At 72.9% G+C, this 15497-nt stretch carries 14 protein-coding genes, 1 tRNA gene and 1 pseudogene; 7 read left to right on the top strand and 9 right to left on the bottom strand.

Features of this window, described 5'->3' with window-relative positions; genetic code table 11:
* Positions 1-10: 10 nt before the first annotated feature.
* The 3 genes from ACZ55A_RS05545 to ACZ55A_RS05535 all read right to left on the bottom strand — a co-directional run bounded on the left by ACZ55A_RS05545 (position 11) and on the right by ACZ55A_RS05535 (position 3746).
* A complete protein-coding gene (locus ACZ55A_RS05545; protein WP_468834179.1) occupies positions 11-1495 on the bottom strand; it encodes a sugar transferase in 1485 nt (494 codons plus the stop codon).
* A complete protein-coding gene (locus ACZ55A_RS05540; RefSeq protein ID WP_468834176.1) occupies positions 1492-2679 on the bottom strand; it encodes a glycosyltransferase family 4 protein in 1188 nt (395 codons plus the stop codon). The genes ACZ55A_RS05545 and ACZ55A_RS05540 overlap by 4 nt, the downstream gene beginning before the upstream one ends.
* A gap of 116 nt (positions 2680-2795) precedes the next feature.
* Positions 2796-3746 carry a hypothetical protein gene (locus ACZ55A_RS05535; protein ID WP_468834171.1) on the bottom strand — a complete coding sequence of 317 codons (951 nt, stop codon included), beginning with the start codon at positions 3744-3746 and terminating at the stop codon, positions 2796-2798.
* Positions 3747-4153: 407 nt separating this feature from the next.
* Between ACZ55A_RS05535 and ACZ55A_RS05530 the strand changes: the two genes are divergently transcribed.
* Together ACZ55A_RS05530 and ACZ55A_RS05525 are read left to right on the top strand one after the other, a co-directional pair.
* Complete coding sequence (locus ACZ55A_RS05530; protein ID WP_468834166.1) at positions 4154-4474, top strand: chaplin; 321 nt, start codon at positions 4154-4156, stop codon at positions 4472-4474.
* A 208-nt stretch (positions 4475-4682) separates the two neighbouring features.
* On the top strand, positions 4683-5582 hold the full coding sequence (locus ACZ55A_RS05525) for a spermidine synthase (protein WP_468834160.1): 900 nt from the start codon (positions 4683-4685) through the stop codon (positions 5580-5582).
* 18 nt (positions 5583-5600) lie between these two features.
* Here ACZ55A_RS05525 and ACZ55A_RS05520 read toward each other — a convergent pair whose 3' ends face one another.
* Positions 5601-6182, bottom strand: a complete 582-nt coding sequence (locus tag ACZ55A_RS05520) for a hypothetical protein (RefSeq protein ID WP_468834156.1) — start codon at positions 6180-6182, stop codon at positions 5601-5603.
* Between the two features lie 109 nt (positions 6183-6291).
* Here ACZ55A_RS05520 and ACZ55A_RS05515 point away from each other — a divergent pair, with 109 nt between their 5' ends.
* The 3 genes and pseudogenes from ACZ55A_RS05515 to ACZ55A_RS05505 all read left to right on the top strand — a co-directional run.
* Positions 6292-6984 (top strand): response regulator transcription factor, encoded by a 693-nt coding sequence (locus ACZ55A_RS05515; protein WP_468834152.1) that lies wholly within the window; start codon positions 6292-6294, stop codon positions 6982-6984.
* A 31-nt stretch (positions 6985-7015) separates the two neighbouring features.
* Positions 7016-8416 carry a HAMP domain-containing sensor histidine kinase gene (locus tag ACZ55A_RS05510; protein WP_468834149.1) on the top strand — a complete coding sequence of 467 codons (1401 nt, stop codon included), beginning with the start codon at positions 7016-7018 and terminating at the stop codon, positions 8414-8416.
* A gap of 344 nt (positions 8417-8760) precedes the next feature.
* Positions 8761-9651, top strand: a pseudogene (locus ACZ55A_RS05505) (chitinase); the annotation flags it as partial.
* An 18-nt stretch (positions 9652-9669) separates the two neighbouring features.
* Here the strand turns inward: ACZ55A_RS05505 and ACZ55A_RS05500 are convergent.
* Positions 9670-10635, bottom strand: a complete 966-nt coding sequence (locus tag ACZ55A_RS05500) for a helix-turn-helix domain-containing protein (protein ID WP_468834145.1) — start codon at positions 10633-10635, stop codon at positions 9670-9672.
* Between the two features lie 140 nt (positions 10636-10775).
* On the opposite strand from ACZ55A_RS05500, the gene ACZ55A_RS05495 reads away from it, so the two are divergent.
* Entirely contained in the window at positions 10776-11426 is a 651-nt protein-coding gene (locus tag ACZ55A_RS05495; protein ID WP_468834140.1) for an NAD(P)-dependent oxidoreductase, read from the top strand.
* Between the two features lie 74 nt (positions 11427-11500).
* On the opposite strand, the gene ACZ55A_RS05490 is transcribed toward ACZ55A_RS05495, so the two are convergent.
* The 4 genes from ACZ55A_RS05490 to ACZ55A_RS05475 form a co-directional block, all read right to left on the bottom strand.
* A tRNA-His gene (locus ACZ55A_RS05490) sits at positions 11501-11576 on the bottom strand.
* Between the two features lie 159 nt (positions 11577-11735).
* Entirely contained in the window at positions 11736-12392 is a 657-nt protein-coding gene (gene orn / locus ACZ55A_RS05485; protein WP_468834137.1) for an oligoribonuclease, read from the bottom strand.
* Positions 12393-12397: 5 nt separating this feature from the next.
* The gene (locus ACZ55A_RS05480; RefSeq protein ID WP_468834133.1) at positions 12398-13687 is read right to left on the bottom strand and encodes a GlxA family transcriptional regulator; all 1290 of its coding nucleotides are present in this window, start codon (positions 13685-13687) and stop codon (positions 12398-12400) included.
* A gap of 349 nt (positions 13688-14036) precedes the next feature.
* On the bottom strand, positions 14037-14309 hold the full coding sequence (locus tag ACZ55A_RS05475; protein WP_468834129.1) for a hypothetical protein: 273 nt from the start codon (positions 14307-14309) through the stop codon (positions 14037-14039).
* A gap of 399 nt (positions 14310-14708) precedes the next feature.
* Here ACZ55A_RS05475 and ACZ55A_RS05470 point away from each other — a divergent pair, with 399 nt between their 5' ends.
* Entirely contained in the window at positions 14709-15230 is a 522-nt protein-coding gene (locus ACZ55A_RS05470) for a universal stress protein (protein ID WP_468834125.1), read from the top strand.
* Positions 15231-15497 lie beyond the last annotated feature (267 nt).

Genomic DNA, 15497 nt, shown 5'->3' with positions numbered 1-15497 from the left:
GCAGGGGAACTCATCTGCCCTCCAGCCGGAACAGCGAGGCCACGGTGCGCAGCAGGATCCGGACGTCCTGCCACAGCGACCAGCTGTCGATATAGAGGTTGTCGAAGCGGGCGCGGTCCTCGAGGGAGGTGGCGCCGCGCCGTGCGTGCACCTGGGCGAGCCCGGTGAGGCCCGGCGGCATCCGGTGCCGGCCGGCGTACTCCGGACAGCGCCGGATGCACCGCTGGACGAACAAGGGGCGCTCGGGGCGCGGTCCGACCAGGCTCATGTCGCCGCACAGCACGTTCCACAGCTGGGGCAGCCCGTCCAGCGAGGTACGCCGCAGCAGCCGGCCGGTCCGGCTCATCGCGGGGGAGTCCGCCACCGCCGGCCCGGGGCCGCCGCCGTCCGGCTGGGTGCGGAACCGCAGCAGCGTGAAGCCGCGGCCGCCGCGGCCGGTCCGTTCCTGACGGAGGAGCACACCGGGCCCGTCCGCGATCCGGACCGCCAGCGCGCAGCCCAGCAGCAGCGGCGCCGCGGCCACCAGTGCGCCCGCGGCCAGCACGAGGTCCAGCACACGCTTGGCCCGGCTGCCGTGCCGCGGCGGCCCGGTGTCCAGCCGCCGGCAGGCGAAGCCCCACAGATGGTCGGGGTCCGGATGCGGCGGGCTGCCCTCGCGGGCCGCCGCCGCACCGGCCAGCCAGATCGCCGAGCCCTGGTCGATGAAGCGGCGCAGCAGCGCGACGGTGTGCGCATCAGCGTACGGCGACACGGTGAACACCGCGTCCCGCACGGTGTGCCGGATGACGGCCCGGGTGAGGTCCTGGGGCGAGCTGAGCCGGGGCAGCGCGCCCGCCGCACCGGCCGGGGGCACCTCGGGCGCGCCGGGGAGCATCGACGCCGGCGTGACCAGGCCCACCGGCCGCATCCCGTAGGCGGGGTGGGCCAGGAGCGCGGCGGCCAGCTGGCAGGCCGCCGGGTCGGTGCCGACGATCAGCGTGGCGCGCGGCCGGCGGCGGGCTAGGTTGCGGCGCGCCCGGTAGACCGTGGACCGGACCCCGCACAGCAGCACGGTGTGGGCCGCCACCGCGCACACCAGCAGGGCCGGCGGCAGCGCCTGACCAGGGCGTACGGCGGGCAGCAGGGCGCCCGCCGCGCACCAGCAGACGGCGGACCGGCCCAGCAGCGCCGGCAGATCGCCCAGCGCGGTCGGGGCCGGGCCGGGGCGGTAGAGCCCGGCCCGGGCGTGCAGGAGCAGCAGCGCCGCCACCATGGCGCCGAGCAGTGCCGGCGGCGTACCGGGCCCGAGGAGGAGCCCGGCGCCCCCGGTGGCCAGAGCGTCGACGGCCGTCAGCGGGGCGACGGTCCGCCACCGGGCGCCGCGGCCGGCCCGGGGCAGCAGGGTCTCGCCGGCCGGCCCGCGCGGCGGGTGGACCGCGGCGGCCGGGGGCGGGGGGCCCGCCGACGGGGGCCGGACCCGGGCGGAGTGGGGCGCGTCCGCGCGCTCCGTCGTCATCGGGTGATCCGCCCCCTGGCCTCGGGGCACGGCACACCGAGCAGTTCGCGGTAGAGCTCCACGACCGCGGCCGCGGTGCGCCGTACATCGGCCGTTGCCCGGGTGTGCGCCAGGGCCCGCCGGCCCAGCTCCGTCCGCAGCTGAGGGCGGGTCAGCAGGGTGCGTACGGCCTGTGCCAGGGCGGCCGGGTCGGCGGGCGGCACCAGACAGTGCGGCGCCGCGCCGGGCGGCAGGCTCTCCCGGGCCCCGCCGACATCGGTGACGACCACGGGGCGGCCGCAGGCCATGGCCTCCAGAGGGGGCGGCGCCATGCCCGCCCCACGGGACGGCAGCACGACCAGGTCGGCCGCCCGGTACCAGGGCACGACGTCCTCGGCCGCGCCGGCGAGGCGCACGCCCGGCGGTGCGGCCGCAGACAGCAGTTCCCGGTCCGGGCCGTCCCCGACCAGCACCAGCCGGGCCTCCGGGACGGCGGTGAGCACCGCGGGCCAGGCCCGCAGCAGCGAGCGCTGGCCGTTGTGCGCGCACAGCCGGCCCACACAGACCACCAGTGGCGCGTGCGCCGGCAGTCCGCCGAGCGTGGGCAGCGCACCGCGCAGCGCGCGCCGGGCGGCGTCATCGCTGTACGCGGGCGAGCAGCGGTCCAGGTCCACACCGTTGCGGAGCACCGCCCAACGGGCCGCCACCCCCGCTTCGGCTCCCCGCAGCCGCTCCTGCTCGCTGGCACACAGCACCCGGTCCGCCCAGCGCGCGGCGTACCGCTCCCAGCCGGCCACCAGCCGCGCCGCCGTACCGCCGGCCGGCTCGAAGGGCCAGCCGTGCGGCTGGTGGACGGTGGGGATCCGGCCGCGTACGGCGAGCCGGGCGGCGAGTCCGGCCCTGGCGCCGTGGGTGTGGACGAGGTCCGGGCGCAGCCGCCGGAAGAGCCGGGCCAGCCGCCCCGTCTCACCGGCCGGTGCGGGGCACGGTGTGCGGCGGGCCGGCCAGCAGACCGCCCGGGCGCCGGCCGCGGCGGCGTCCCGGTGCAGCCCGCCGTGGCCCGGCGCGGCCACCACGGCCCGCACCCCCGCCGCCACTTGCGCCCGCACCAGGTCGGTGACGACCCGGGCCACCCCGCCGTCGACGGGCCGGCAGACATGGAGCACCGTGGGCCGCTCGTGGGACGACAGGTCTTGTGCCAGCACGCACTGCTCCCCTGATTCCGGGCTGACAGAACTCTCTGCGGACTCTTGGTGGACTCGCCGGACGCGGTCCGACCGCGCGGTGCGGGTCCGGCTCCGGGAATTCCCGGGGCGGGTGGCTAGTGCCTGGTATCGGCCTGTACGAAGAGCGCGCCGAGCAGATATCCCGGATTGCGGGCGGTGAAGCGGAAAGTGAGCCGTTCGGCGCCTGAACGCAGTGCGGGCGTCAGGTCGAATACATCGGAATCGATTCCGGCGGTATTGCGGTAGGCGGGCTTCCGGGCGGACTCCCGGCCGAATTCGGTGATGGTCGAGTTCATGACGTCGTGCACCGGATTGGCGGCGTTGTGCAGTGCGAACGGGTGATTCCGGCCGGCCCGGACGGAGAGCCGGTCATTTCCGCTGCCGCGGCCGCCGTCATACCCCACCACACCTGCCCGGCCGGTTGAATTCGCCGGGATGCGCAGCTCCCTGAGCCGTACCGAAAGAGCCCGGCGGTTGCCGCCCAGCTGCTCGAAGCCGTCCCACAGCGCGAGCCGGCGCAGCGGCAGTCTGTCGTTCTCGTACGCCGCGACCAGCGTCCAGCCGCCCCAGGCCCCGGTCCTGGAACGGCCCGTGGCCGCTTTGATCTGCGCCACGGTGTAGGCGCCGGGGCCGCTTCTGCGCACCAGCTCGGTGACGTCCGCGGAGGCCTGGAAGGCGTCGGTGGCGGAGGCGGTGCGGTGGCCGGTCACGGTGTCGGCGTGCACCTTCTTGTACCGGCCGCCGGGCCCGGCGAGCAGCACCCGGCCGCTGCCCCTGCCCGGCGGGTGTGCACCCGCCGGCCGGCTGCCGCCCCAGTACAGCCGGGCGTAGCTGATCCGGGAGCCGGCCGGGAGGCGCAGCTCGGCCCGGCTGGAGTTGTCGGTGCGCCGGTCGGAGTCGATGTCGATGTACGCCGTCCGGTAATGGCCGTGGGCGCCGGCGCCGTCCTGCTGGAGCGCCGCACAGCCGGCGGCCGCGCGGCGCTCCGTCCGGCCGCAGGTGAGGGCGGAGTTGGCGGCGCGGGCGAGACCGCCGTGCTGGGTCACATGAAAGCGTTCGGTGAAAGGAATACGTGCGGATTCCCCGGGAGCCGGAGCGGCGGTCGCCGGAGTCAGGGCGGCCGGCAATGCCAGGGACGCCAGCGCGCAAACGACGCCGCGCCCGGTGCGGTGCATCGACTTCCGCATGTCTTCCTCTCCGCCTTCTATCAGTCAAACAGGAGAGCACTCTGACAGAAATCATGTCGGAAACCGGGACAGGCACGCCGGGCCCTGGCCGGGGCTCCCGAATGGCGGAATGCCGGTATCCGGCGACCGGGTGATGTACTGCCAAAAGCGGTAATGATAACCGGCAGAAGGGCTAAGCATTTTGCGCAAGGGGGAACGCCCGCATCTCTGACGCATTTCGCTCGTTGTGACCGGGTGCCCCATTCGCGAACTGAAAGGAGAATGGGATGAAGCGGTTTGTTAAGACCGCAGCGGTGGCTACGGCCAGCTGTGCCCTGGTGGTCAGCGGCGCAGGCATCGCATCTGCCAGCGGCGACGGTCACCACGGGGGTCGCGGCCACCACCACGACCACGACCACGGCCACTACAACGGCCAGTACCACCGTGGCGGCGCCAACGCTGCCGGCTTCGTGGCAGGCTCCCCGGGCATCCTGAGCGGGAACAACATTCAGGTCCCGATCAACATCCCGATCAACATCTGCGGCAACAGCCTCAACCTCGTCGCGGCGTTGAACCCGGCGTTCGGGAACGTCTGCATCAACAGGTGACCCGACAGCCGGCCCGGATCACCCCCGGTCCGGCACGGGTCATGACATGCAGTTGGCGGACCACCCTGACCTCGGTCGTGGTGGTCCGCCACTGTGTCGCGGCCCCGCCGACCGCCTGCCCCCTCCGCCGGCACGGCCCCGCGCCCTCCCGGCCATCCCGCCCTGACCTGCGGATACGGCCCTCCGGGTACCGGTCATACTGGAGGGCATGGCGAAGAGCAGGCGCGGGCGTGGCGGAGCGGAGTCCGTCACCGAGACGGTGGACGGCGGGCTCGCGGAGCTGCGGCCCGACCGGGACCGGCCGCGCGGCTGGACGCTGCTGCTGGACGGTGCCCCGCAGTCCCATGTGGACCTGGACGACCCGGCCTTCCTCGACTTCTCCTACCAGCGCAGGCTCGGGCACATCGCCGACCTCGCCGGCCCGCCCGGCAAACCGCTGCGCGTCGTCCATCTGGGCGGCGGCGCACTGACCCTCGCCCGCTACATCGCCGCGACCCGGCCCCGGTCCACCCAGCAGGTCGTGGAGATCGACGCGCCGCTGGTGCAGTTCGTGCGCCGGCAGCTGCCGCTGGACAGCGGCTGGCGGATCCGGGTGCGCGGCGGCGACGCCCGCGCGGGCCTGGCGAAGATCCCGGACGGCTGGGCCGACCTGGTCATCGCCGATGTCTTCGACGGTGCGCGCACCCCCGCGCATCTGACCAGCACCGAATTCATCGCGGAGGTCCGCCGGGCGCTGCGGCCCGGTGGCCGGTACGCGGCCAACCTCACCGACGGGCCCGGGAGCGCACGGGGGGCCGGGGCGGCGCGCAGTGCGGCGCCGCTGAGCTTTCTGCGCGGCCAGCTCGCCACCGTACGTACGGTCTTCCCCGAGCTCTGCGTCACCGCCGACCCGGCCGTACTGCGCGGCAAACGCTTCGGCAACGCGGTCCTGCTCGCCTCCGACGCGCAGCTGCCGCTCGCCGAACTGACCCGGCGGGCGGCAACCGACCCGCAGGCAGGGCGGGTTGAGCACGGCCGTGCGCTGCTGGACTTCACCGCCGGCGCCCCGCCGGTGACCGACGCCACCGCGGTGGCGTCCCCGGCCCCGCCGGCCAAGGCCTTCGACTGAGCGCGGGCCGGCGGCCCGTCATGTCGTGTGGTGGCTCGTCTGCACCATCGGCGGATGCCCGTTCCAGGTGCAGAACACCGAGACATGCCCGCTGCCGCCCGTGAAGTCGACCCGGATCCACTGCTCCTGCTTCCACACCTGCATCTCCCAGCCCGAGTTGGGCGTCGCCGACACCAACTCGGCAGAGGAGCCGTCCATGTCGAAGACGACCCGGCCGCCGGACGTGGAGTAGCTCTTGACCTCGCCGCCGGAGCCCGCCGCGGAGCCGCCTGGCAGGGAGCCGGCCGGGGGGTAGGAGGAGGCGCTGCCGGTCTGTGACGGCGCGGCAGGTCCGGTGGGCCTGCCGGCGTCGGGGGACGGGCTCCGGCCGGCCGAAGTGGACGGTCTGGGACGGTGCGTTGAGGAGACCCGCGGGGTGGCGCCGCCGTCCGCCCGCGCCCCCGAGGAGGCCACCCGCTCCGAGAGGGGCAGCGCGCGCGGTGCGTCGTACGCCGTCCCGGACAGCACGGTGTGCACACCGAACCACGACAGGGTGACCGCGGCGCCGGTCGCCAGCGTCCAGGCCGCCGCGTGAACCAGTCCTCGTTGCATCTGGCTCATACTGCACCACCGGCGCGCCCCGTTGCAGCCCGTCCGCCGCGGCGGACCGCCGCGCTCCGCCGCCCCTTCCGGACAGAGCGGCTGACCCGAATGGCGTACGGTGCGGCCCATGGCACGTGTGCTCGTGGTCGAGGACGACCAGTTCGTACGCTCGGCCCTCATCCGGCATCTGACCGAGGCCGCCCATACGGTACGCAGCGTCGGAACCGCCCTGGAGGCGCTGCGCGAGGTCGCGCACGTCGGCTTCGACGTCGTCATCCTCGACCTCGGGCTGCCCGATCTGGACGGCGGCGAGGCGCTGAAGATGCTGCGCGGGATCACCGACGTCCCCGTGATCATCGCCACAGCCCGGGACGACGAGTCCGAGATCGTACGGCTGTTGAACGACGGCGCCGACGACTACCTCACCAAGCCGTTCTCCGTCGAGCATCTGTCGGCCCGTATGGCGGCCGTACTGCGCCGCTCCCGGGCCGGCACGGCGGGTGCGGAACCGCCCTCACGGGTGATCCAGGTCGGCGGGCTGTCCATCGACCCGCTGCGCCGCCAGGCCGAACTGGACGGTGTGGAACTCGACCTGACCCGCCGGGAGTTCGACCTGCTGGCCTTCCTCGCCGGGCGCCCCGGCGTCGTCGTCCCGCGCAAGGAGCTGCTGGCCGAGGTCTGGCAGCAGTCCTACGGCGACGACCAGACCATCGACGTCCATCTGTCCTGGCTGCGCCGCAAACTGGGCGAAACCGCTGCGCAGCCCCGGTACTTGCACACCCTGCGCGGTGTCGGCGTGAAGCTGGAGCCACCGCGGTGAGCCGGGGCGGAGCAGCGAAGGACGGGACGCCGTGAGATGGGCCCTGGTCAAGGTGGCGCTGGCGGTCACCACGATGGTCGTGGTCGCCTTCGCCATCCCTCTCGGACTCGTCGTCAAGGAACTCGCCCGCGACCGCGCCTACGGCAGCGCCGAACGGCAGGCCGCCACCATCGGCCCGGTCCTCGCCATCACCACCGACCGCACCCAGCTGGAGCGGGCCGTCGCCAGCGCCGAGACCGGCCCCGGCGGCCGGATCGGCGTCCACGTCCCGGCGAACGGCAAGAACGGCAGGCCCGCCGAGATCGGCGCCCGGCGTGCCGCACCGGCAGAGGTGGCGGCCGCGGTCAGACTCGGCCGGGCCTCCATCTCGCCGGTCCGCGGTGGCTCGGTGCTCCTCCAGCCGACCGCCGTGGCCTCCGGTATCGCGGTCGTCGAGGTCTTCGTCCCGGACGCCGCGCTCACCAACGGCGTCACCACCTCCTGGGTGGTGCTGGCCGGCGTCGGACTCGCCCTGGTCATCGGCTCGGTCGCCGTCGCCGACCGGCTCGGCACCCGGATGGTGCGGCCCGCCGAGCGGCTGGCCGGCGCCGCCCACGACCTCGGCCGGGGCAAGCTCGGCGTACGCGTCCCGGAGGACGGCCCCAAGGAACTGCGGCTGGCCGCCAGCGCCTTCAACGCGATGGCCGACCAGGTCGTCCAACTGCTCGCCAACGAACGCGAACTGGCCGCCGACCTCTCGCACCGGCTGCGCACCCCGCTGACCGTGCTCCGGCTCAACACCGCCTCGCTCGGCGACAGCCCGGCCGCCGACCAGACCCGGGCCGCCGTCGCCCAACTGGAGCGCGAGGTCGACCAGATCATCCGCACCGCCCGCGAGCAGAAGGCCCAGACCCAGCCGGCGGCCGCAGCGGCCGGCTGTGACGCCGCCGAGGTGATCCGCGAGCGGATGGCCTTCTGGTCCGCGCTCGCGGAGGACGAGGGCCGCACCGTACGCATCGCCGGCGCGGACCGGCCGGTACGCATCCCGGTCGCCCGCCCCGACCTCGCCGCCGCGCTGGACGCGATGCTCGGCAATGTCTTCCGGCACACCCCCGAGGGCACCGCCTTCGCGGTCGACGTGCACAACGCCGAAGAGGCCGTCATCGTGCTGGTCTCGGACGCCGGGCCGGGCATCGCCGACCCGGACGCGGCGCTGCGCCGCGGCCACGGCGACGGCGGGGAGGGCTCCACCGGCCTCGGCCTGGACATCGTGCGGCGGCTGGCCGAATCGACCGGCGGCGATGTGCGCCTCGGCCGCTCGGTCCTCGGCGGCACCGAGGTACGGGTCTGGCTGGCGCTGAACGACCGGCGCGAGCGGCACGGGGGCCGCCGCGGCCACCGGCTGCGCCGCACCCTCGGCAGCCGGCGGCGGGCCGCCCGCACCGGCACCTGAGCGACCGCGCACGCGGCATAGGCCGGAGGTCTTAACCACCCCCTTCCGCTTCCTTAAGGGCGGCATAATTCCGCCAACTGCCGTACGGATCCGGGCATTTGTCCGTTTCGTAGCCGCTAGCGTGCGGGACGCACCACGGTGCACCCCAGCCACCCCCCACGCAGACGACAGGCAGGCACGAGATGAGTTCCTCGGCATACCGACGGCGCAAGAGCCGCACCACCCAGCTGATCGTGACCGGTGCGGCCGTCGTGGCCGCGGCCGGCGGCGCCTTCGCCGTCGCCGGAGCCGCGATGGCCGGCAACGCTCCGCAGACCGGCGGCGCCGCCGCCCCGAAGGCCGCGGCCGGCTTCGCCCCGTACGTCGACACCTCCCTCAGCCCCGCCTACGACCTGGCCGACACCGCCAAGAAGACCGGCGTGAAGAACTTCAACCTGGCGTTCATCACCTCCGGCGGCGGCTGCACTCCCAAGTGGGGCGGCTCGGCCGAGCTCGGCGACAACCCGGTGGCCAAGCAGATCCCCGCCCTGCGCAAGGCCGGCGGCGACGTCCGGGTCTCCTTCGGCGGCGCCAACGGCTCCGAACTCGGCCTGGTCTGCAACAGCGCGGACGCGCTCGCCGCCGCGTACGGCAAGGTCATCGACCAGTTCAAGCTCACCAAGGTCGACTTCGACATCGAGGGCGGCGCACTGCCCGACACCGCCGCCAACACCCGCCGCGCCCAGGCCATCACCCAGCTCCAGAAGTCCCACCCCGGCCTGGACGTCTCCTTCACCCTGCCGGTCATGCCCGAGGGCCTGACCCAGGACGGGGTGAACCTGGTCGCCGACGCCAAGAAGAACGGCGTCAAGGTCTCCGCCGTGAACATCATGGCGATGGACTACGGCCCCTCCTACAGCGGCGACATGGGCACCTACGCCACCCAGGCCGCCACCGCCACCCAGGGCCAGATCAAGAAGGCGCTCCGGCTGAGCGACGCGGCCGCCTGGAAGGCCGTGGCGGTGACCCCGATGATCGGCGTCAACGACGTCCAGAGCGAGGTGTTCAAGGCCGACGACGCCGCCCAGCTGGTGAAGTTCGCCAAGGCCAAGCACCTGGGCTGGCTGTCGATGTGGTCCTCCACCCGCGACAAGGCCTGCCCCGGCGGCGCCGGCAACTCCGCCCAGCCGACCTGCAGTTCCATCGAGCAGGGCCCGCTCGACTTCACCAAGGCGTTCGGCGCCTACACCGGCTGACCCCCACCGGGGGTCCGGTTACCGCCGTACCGGACCCCCGTCCCCCCGCGCGGGGCGCAGCGGCCTTCCCCCCACCCGCTGCGCCCCGCCCCGTACCGCGGCCCGGAAGGCGATCGGTGTGCTGCCGGTCCGGCGCTGGAAGAACTTGCTGAAGTTGGTGGCGTCGGCGAAGCCCAGCCGGTCCGCGATCCGGGCCGCGGACCGGTCACCGTGCGCCAGCAGCCGTTTGGCCTCCAGCACCACCCGGCGGTCGATGAACTCCTTGGCCCCGACCCCCGCATGGGCCTCGGTGGCCCGGGAGAGGGTGCGCGGCGCATAGCCCAGTGCGCGGGCGTAGTCGGCGACCCGGCGGCTGCGGGTGAAGTCCCGCTCCACCGCGTCCCGGAAGCGCAGATACGTCGCGCTCGCCTCGCAGCCGCCCGCTCCGTCGCCCGCCGGCCCGCCCGGGTGGGCGGCCCGCAGCACCAGTACGGCCAGCAGATGCCGCAGCACCTCCAGATGTATCTCCAGCGGCAGTCCGCCCAGCGCCCCGAACTCCTGGTGCAGCTGGCGCAGCGCCTCGTCCAGCCGCCGCGCCGCCGCGCCCTCCGGATGCGTGACGGGCGGTCCGTACCAGTCCTCGATCCGGGCCGCGGCCGCGGTCGCCGGGTCCAGGAAGCCGGCCTCGAAGAGCACCAGCCGCCCCTCCGCGCCCGTCAGATCGCCGAAGTGCTGGACCTGCCCGGGGCGCGCCCACAGCAGATCGCCCGGTTCCAGTACGTGCTCGCGGAAGTCGACGCTGTGCACCAGCCGGCCGCGGTCCAGGAGCAGCAGATGGTGGAAGCCGGGGCGGTGCGGGGTGGACAGCTGACAGGCGTCCGCGCGCTCGCGCAGCTCGGCGAGCGTCATCACCTCCACGCTCGCGGGCCGCCCGGCCGGCGCGGAGAACGCCACCTCCCGGATCTCCGGAACGGGCTCCCCACCCTCGTGTCGCTTTTTGACCATCGCTGGTCCCCTCGCTACCCCGGAATGTCCCGCTACCGCCCCTAGCGTAGAAGACATCAGCGTGACCGCTGACGGAAAACGGAAGTCCGCGGACCCGGACACGCCGACCACGGACACATCGAACAGCTGGGAGATCCACCATGTCCACGCTCGCTCTCTTCGGGGCCAACGGCAGCATCGGAAGCCGCATCCTGGCCGAGGCCCTGGAGCGCGGTCACCAGGTCACCGCGGTCGTCCGGGACCCCGCGAAGATCACCACGACCCATCCGAACCTGACCGTGACCACCGGCGACATCCTCGACCCGGCCTCCGTCGCCGCCGCGGCCAAGGACAAGGACGTCCTGGTCAGCGCGGTCGGCGGCGGCGACGGTCCGGGCCATATCGCCACCGTCAAGCCCGCCGCCGAGTCCCTGGTCGCCGGTCTGCGCACCCTCGGCGACGCGGCGCCCCGGCTGATCGCGGTCGGCGGGGCCGGCTCACTCCGTACGCCCGACGGCAAGCAGGTCTGGGACGCCGAGGGCCTGCCCGAGTTCCTGCTCCAGATCATGCACGCGCACGGCGACGCGCTGGACTTCTACCGCTCCGTCTCCGATGTGCGCTGGACCAACCTCAGCCCGGCCGCCACCATCGAGCCCGGCGAGCGCACCGGCAGCTACCGCACCGCCACCGACGAGCTGATCACCGATGCGGACGGTGCCAGCCGGATCTCCACCGAGGACTACGCCGTCGCCGTCCTCGACGAGATCGAGCACCCCCGGCACCTCGGCGAGCGCTTCACCGTCGGCTACTGAGCCGCCCGGAGTCCCGGGCGAGTTCGACGCCGGAAACGTTCAAGGCCCCCGACCTGAGGTCGGGGGCCTTGAAGTGGGGTGAGTAACGGGACTTGAACCCGCGACATCCTGGACCACAACCAGGTGCTCTACCAGCTGAGCTATACCCACCATGACCGGTGCTGTGTGGTTCTTTTTCCCCACCGGCTGAGAAAAAGTGTACAGGGTCCGGAGGGGTGCTCGCGCCCAGGTTTCCTGCCTGCGGGGCGCGGGCGTGTCTTTCGGGTCACGGCTGGTCGGGCAGTGACCCGAAAGACAGCACCGGGTGTGTCACGACGACGCGGCGGACTGCGGCGTGGACGGCTGTGCGGCCGGCTGGGCCGGGGGCTCGGCCGGCAGGACGTGCTTGGCGGCGATCGCCTTCGCGGTCTCCGAGTCGGGTCCGGGCTGCGGTACGAAGACCGCCTCCCGGTAGTAGCGGAGCTCCGCGATGGATTCGCGGATGTCCGCCAGCGCCCGGTGGTTGCCGTTCTTGTCCGGACTGTTGAAGTAGGCCCGCGGGTACCAGCGCCGGGCCAGTTCCTTCACGGACGAGACATCGACGATCCGGTAGTGGAGGTAGCTCTCGAGCGTCGGCATGTCGCGCAGCAGGAAGCCGCGATCGGTGCCGACGGAATTGCCGCACAGCGGCGCCTTCCCCGGCTCCGGCACATGCTGCTTGATATAAGCGAGCACCTGCGCCTCGGCCGCCTCCAGCGTCGTACCGCCGTCCAGCTCCGCCAGCAGCCCGGAGGCGGTGTGCATCTGGCGCACCACCTCCGGCATGGTGCCGAGTGCCTCGGCCGGGGGGCGGATCACCACATCCACCCCGTCGCCCAGCACATTCAGCTCCGAGTCGGTGACCAGTGCGGCCACCTCGATGAGCGCGTCATTCGCCAGCGAGAGTCCGGTCATCTCGCAGTCGATCCACACCATGCGATCGTTCATACATCTCACCCTACGGGGCGCTCGCGCTGACCGGGCAGTACGGGGCGCCCCGCAGCCCGGCCGACCGGGGTGTCCGGCAGTCGGGAGGCGTAGACATCCGACTGTGGTTTGCCCGGATCGCCCGATTCGGCGGTCGCCAGACCGTGTCCGGCCAGTGCGGCGGCGGAGAACCGCTCCGCACCGCCCGCCCCCAGCGCCGCCCGCTCGCGCTCCGGCCGCTCGGCCCGCTCGCCCCGCTCCGGTCTGAGCGAGGGCTCGGAAGCCCCGTTCTGCGGCCGGCGGGCGCGGTAGGCCGCGCGGTAGGCGGCGGGCGAGGCGCCCAGCTGCCGCCGGAAGTGGCCGCGCAGGGCGACCGGCGAACGGAACCCGCAGCGTCCGGCGACCTCGTCGACCGAATAGTCGGAGGTCTCCAGCAGCCGCTGGGCCTGTAGCACCCGCTGGGTGATCAGCCATTGCAGCGGAGCGCTCCCGGTGAGGGAGCGGAAGCGCCGGTCGAAGGTGCGCCGGCTCATATAGGCACGGGCGGCCAGCGTCTCCACGTCGAACTGCTCGTGGAGGTGCTCCAGCGCCCAGGCGACGACCTCGGCGAGCGGGTCGGCGCCGATCTCCTCTGGTAATGACCTGTCCAGGTAGCGCTGGTGTCCCAGGTCGGAGGCGGTCCGGCGGGGCGGTACGACGAGCCGGCGGGCCAGCGCGTTCGCGGCGTCCGCGCCGTGGTCGGTACGCACGATGTGCAGACAAAGATCGATACCGGCCGCCGTCCCCGCGGAGGTGAGCACATCGCCGTCGTCGACGAAGAGCTCGCGGGGGTCCACATGGACGGACGGATAACGCTTGGCGAGCGTCGGCGCGTACATCCAGTGGGTCGTGGCCGGCCGGCCGTCGAGCAGTCCGGCCGCGGCGAGGACGAACGCCCCCGTGCACAGCCCGACGATTCTGGCCCCTTCTTCATGCGCGCGGCGCAGTGCGTCGAGCGCGGCAGGCGGCGGGGCCTGGGTGATGGATCGCCAGGCCGGTACGACGACCGTCCCGGCACGGGAGATCGCCTCCAGCCCGTAGGGGGCTGACAGTTCGAGCCCCCCGGTCGTGCGCAAAGGCGCATCTTCGCCCGCGCACACAAGTAGCCGGTACCGCGGGACGCCTGCGTCCTGGCGGTCGATGCCGAAGACCGAGAGCGGAATGGAGCTCTCGAAAATAGGTCCGCCGCTGAAGAGGAGCACCGCGACTATTTCGCGGCGTCGTCGGGCGGCGAGCTTGCGTGCGGCATCTGGTACGGCAGCGGAGTCCTGGCTCATGGCACTTAAGCCCCCCTCGGTCGTCTCGCCCTCTCGGTCCTGCACAGTTCCCCCGCCGTCACTACCAAGATCGAATCTACTGTGTTCCGTGAGGATGGAGTGCCAAGTTCACCACCCACTGGTATGTCGATATGGCAACTTGGCGCGAAGCATTCGATCACGAAGCGTTCCACTCGTCGGGCCTACATGGGAAGTACGCGTCTCGGCTCTGCCCGTTCGCAGTAGGGCACAACCATGCCCAGCGGTCCTTTCCGCCCTGCTCACACCAGGGTTGAGGGGGGTCAGGGGTAAGGTGCCGACTCAGGCCGGAAGTTGGCTGAAAACGGTCGCGCGCAGACTTGCGGGGGCCTCAATCGACCGGCGTACGCCGGTCGGAATGGCGTCCGCCCCCGTGCGCCGACGGTACCGAATATCCGCTTCTGTCCCGGTGTCGTCGCAGGGCACGGGTGCGGATCCGTGCGGCGGTCCGTTCGGAATGCCGCAGCAGTGCGCGGCAGGCGCAGGTCACCGCGGCGAGACCGGCGGCGGTGCCGGCCGCGCCGATCCACGAGGCGCCGCTGATGATCAGTACGACGGGCACCAGGGCGCAGCTGAACGCGCCCCAGCGCACGACGTCGCTCACTGGGTCGGGTGATCTGTCGGGCGGCAACGGCACCTCGCGCTCCCCTCGGACGGGCTGCTACTACAACGCCGCCGACGATCACGGGTCACCGCGAGGGGTACGTACGGGGGCAGGACGGGGCATTGCCATCCGCGCCACGCTCCGGCATGCTCCGGGGAACGTTCGAGGCCCCCACCCACCTCGCACGGGCGCCCGGCGCCCGCGGCGGGCTCTGGGCACCGGGGGAGTGGCGCCGTACTCTTGGGGTATCAGGTTGGGAAGATGATTCCCGGTCGTATTGTTCCTCATTGAACTATGGCTCCCGCACCGCGAGCGAGCCAGCTCAGTCAACTGCCGGATCAAGTCAATCGCCGTTCCCCGTTCGCCCCTCCGCAAGAGGACGTCCTCGCCGAGACACCAATGGCCGGTCACGAAATCCCCGAACCCGCGGACCGCAAGCAGGTCGCCGATCCGATGGCGGACCTCGAAGCGGCGGAAGAGACCCGACACTCCTGCGACCCCGCGTTCCGGCACGGCGTCGTGGTCGGCTTCGACGGCTCCATGTCGAGCGAGCGAGCGTTGGCGTATGCAATCGGTATCGCCCGGCGCCACAGCGCCGGATTGATCATCGTCCATGTGGCCAACCGGTTGCCGACGACCGTCTGGGCGGGCTGTGAGCCCCCGGTCTTCGTGGATGTGCCGGATCACCGCACCGAAGTGCTCGGTCTGGAGCTGGCCTGCGCCGACCACCTCAGCGAGGTCCCCTGGATCCTCGTCGAGCGCGGCGGTGACATCTGCCACGAGCTGGAGGAGGTCGGGCGGGAGTACGAGGCCGACGCCATCGTGGTCGGCTCCACACAGGGCATCGTCGGCCGGATCTTCGGCTCGGTCGCCGGACGGCTGGCCCGCCGGGCGCAGCGTCCGGTCATCGTCATTCCCTGATCTTCCGGTTCGCCCCCTTCGCTCCACTCCTCCCCGGTTTGCGCACAGTTGAGGGTGCGTCATGAAGGGTGTGCGCAGTCACCTACGCCATCTCCGCCGGTCTGCGGAGGTGAATTGTGTGCGGGTGACGGGTAAAGAGCGGTTACGTGGGCGCGCCGCGTCACGGGCCCGGCGGCCGCGCGCACGGCAACTGCGTGCTGCCGGCCGGGAAGTGACGGTTCCCGGGGCGGCGGCATCCCGCCGGCGTACGGGCGACGCCGGCACAGG

This window comes from Streptomyces sp. NPDC034111, assembly GCF_055575375.1.
The sequence above is the reverse complement of the archived record's forward strand: the minus strand, read 5'-3'. Positions and strand labels throughout refer to the sequence as shown.

Bases quoted from the DNA above. Each gene is read 5' to 3' on its own strand.
- ACZ55A_RS05545 (WP_468834179.1), bottom strand. From the start codon at position 1,495: ATGACGACGGAGCGCGCGGACGCGCCCCACTCCGCCCGGGTCCGGCCC.
- ACZ55A_RS05530 (WP_468834166.1), top strand. From the start codon at position 4,154: ATGAAGCGGTTTGTTAAGACCGCAGCGGTGGCTACGGCCAGCTGTGCC.
- ACZ55A_RS05525 (WP_468834160.1), top strand. From the start codon at position 4,683: ATGGCGAAGAGCAGGCGCGGGCGTGGCGGAGCGGAGTCCGTCACCGAG.
- ACZ55A_RS05520 (WP_468834156.1), bottom strand. From the start codon at position 6,182: ATGAGCCAGATGCAACGAGGACTGGTTCACGCGGCGGCCTGGACGCTG.
- ACZ55A_RS05515 (WP_468834152.1), top strand. From the start codon at position 6,292: ATGGCACGTGTGCTCGTGGTCGAGGACGACCAGTTCGTACGCTCGGCC.
- ACZ55A_RS05500 (WP_468834145.1), bottom strand. From the start codon at position 10,635: ATGGTCAAAAAGCGACACGAGGGTGGGGAGCCCGTTCCGGAGATCCGG.
- ACZ55A_RS05495 (WP_468834140.1), top strand. From the start codon at position 10,776: ATGTCCACGCTCGCTCTCTTCGGGGCCAACGGCAGCATCGGAAGCCGC.
- orn (WP_468834137.1), bottom strand. From the start codon at position 12,392: ATGAACGATCGCATGGTGTGGATCGACTGCGAGATGACCGGACTCTCG.
- ACZ55A_RS05480 (WP_468834133.1), bottom strand. From the start codon at position 13,687: ATGAGCCAGGACTCCGCTGCCGTACCAGATGCCGCACGCAAGCTCGCC.
- ACZ55A_RS05470 (WP_468834125.1), top strand. From the start codon at position 14,709: ATGGCCGGTCACGAAATCCCCGAACCCGCGGACCGCAAGCAGGTCGCC.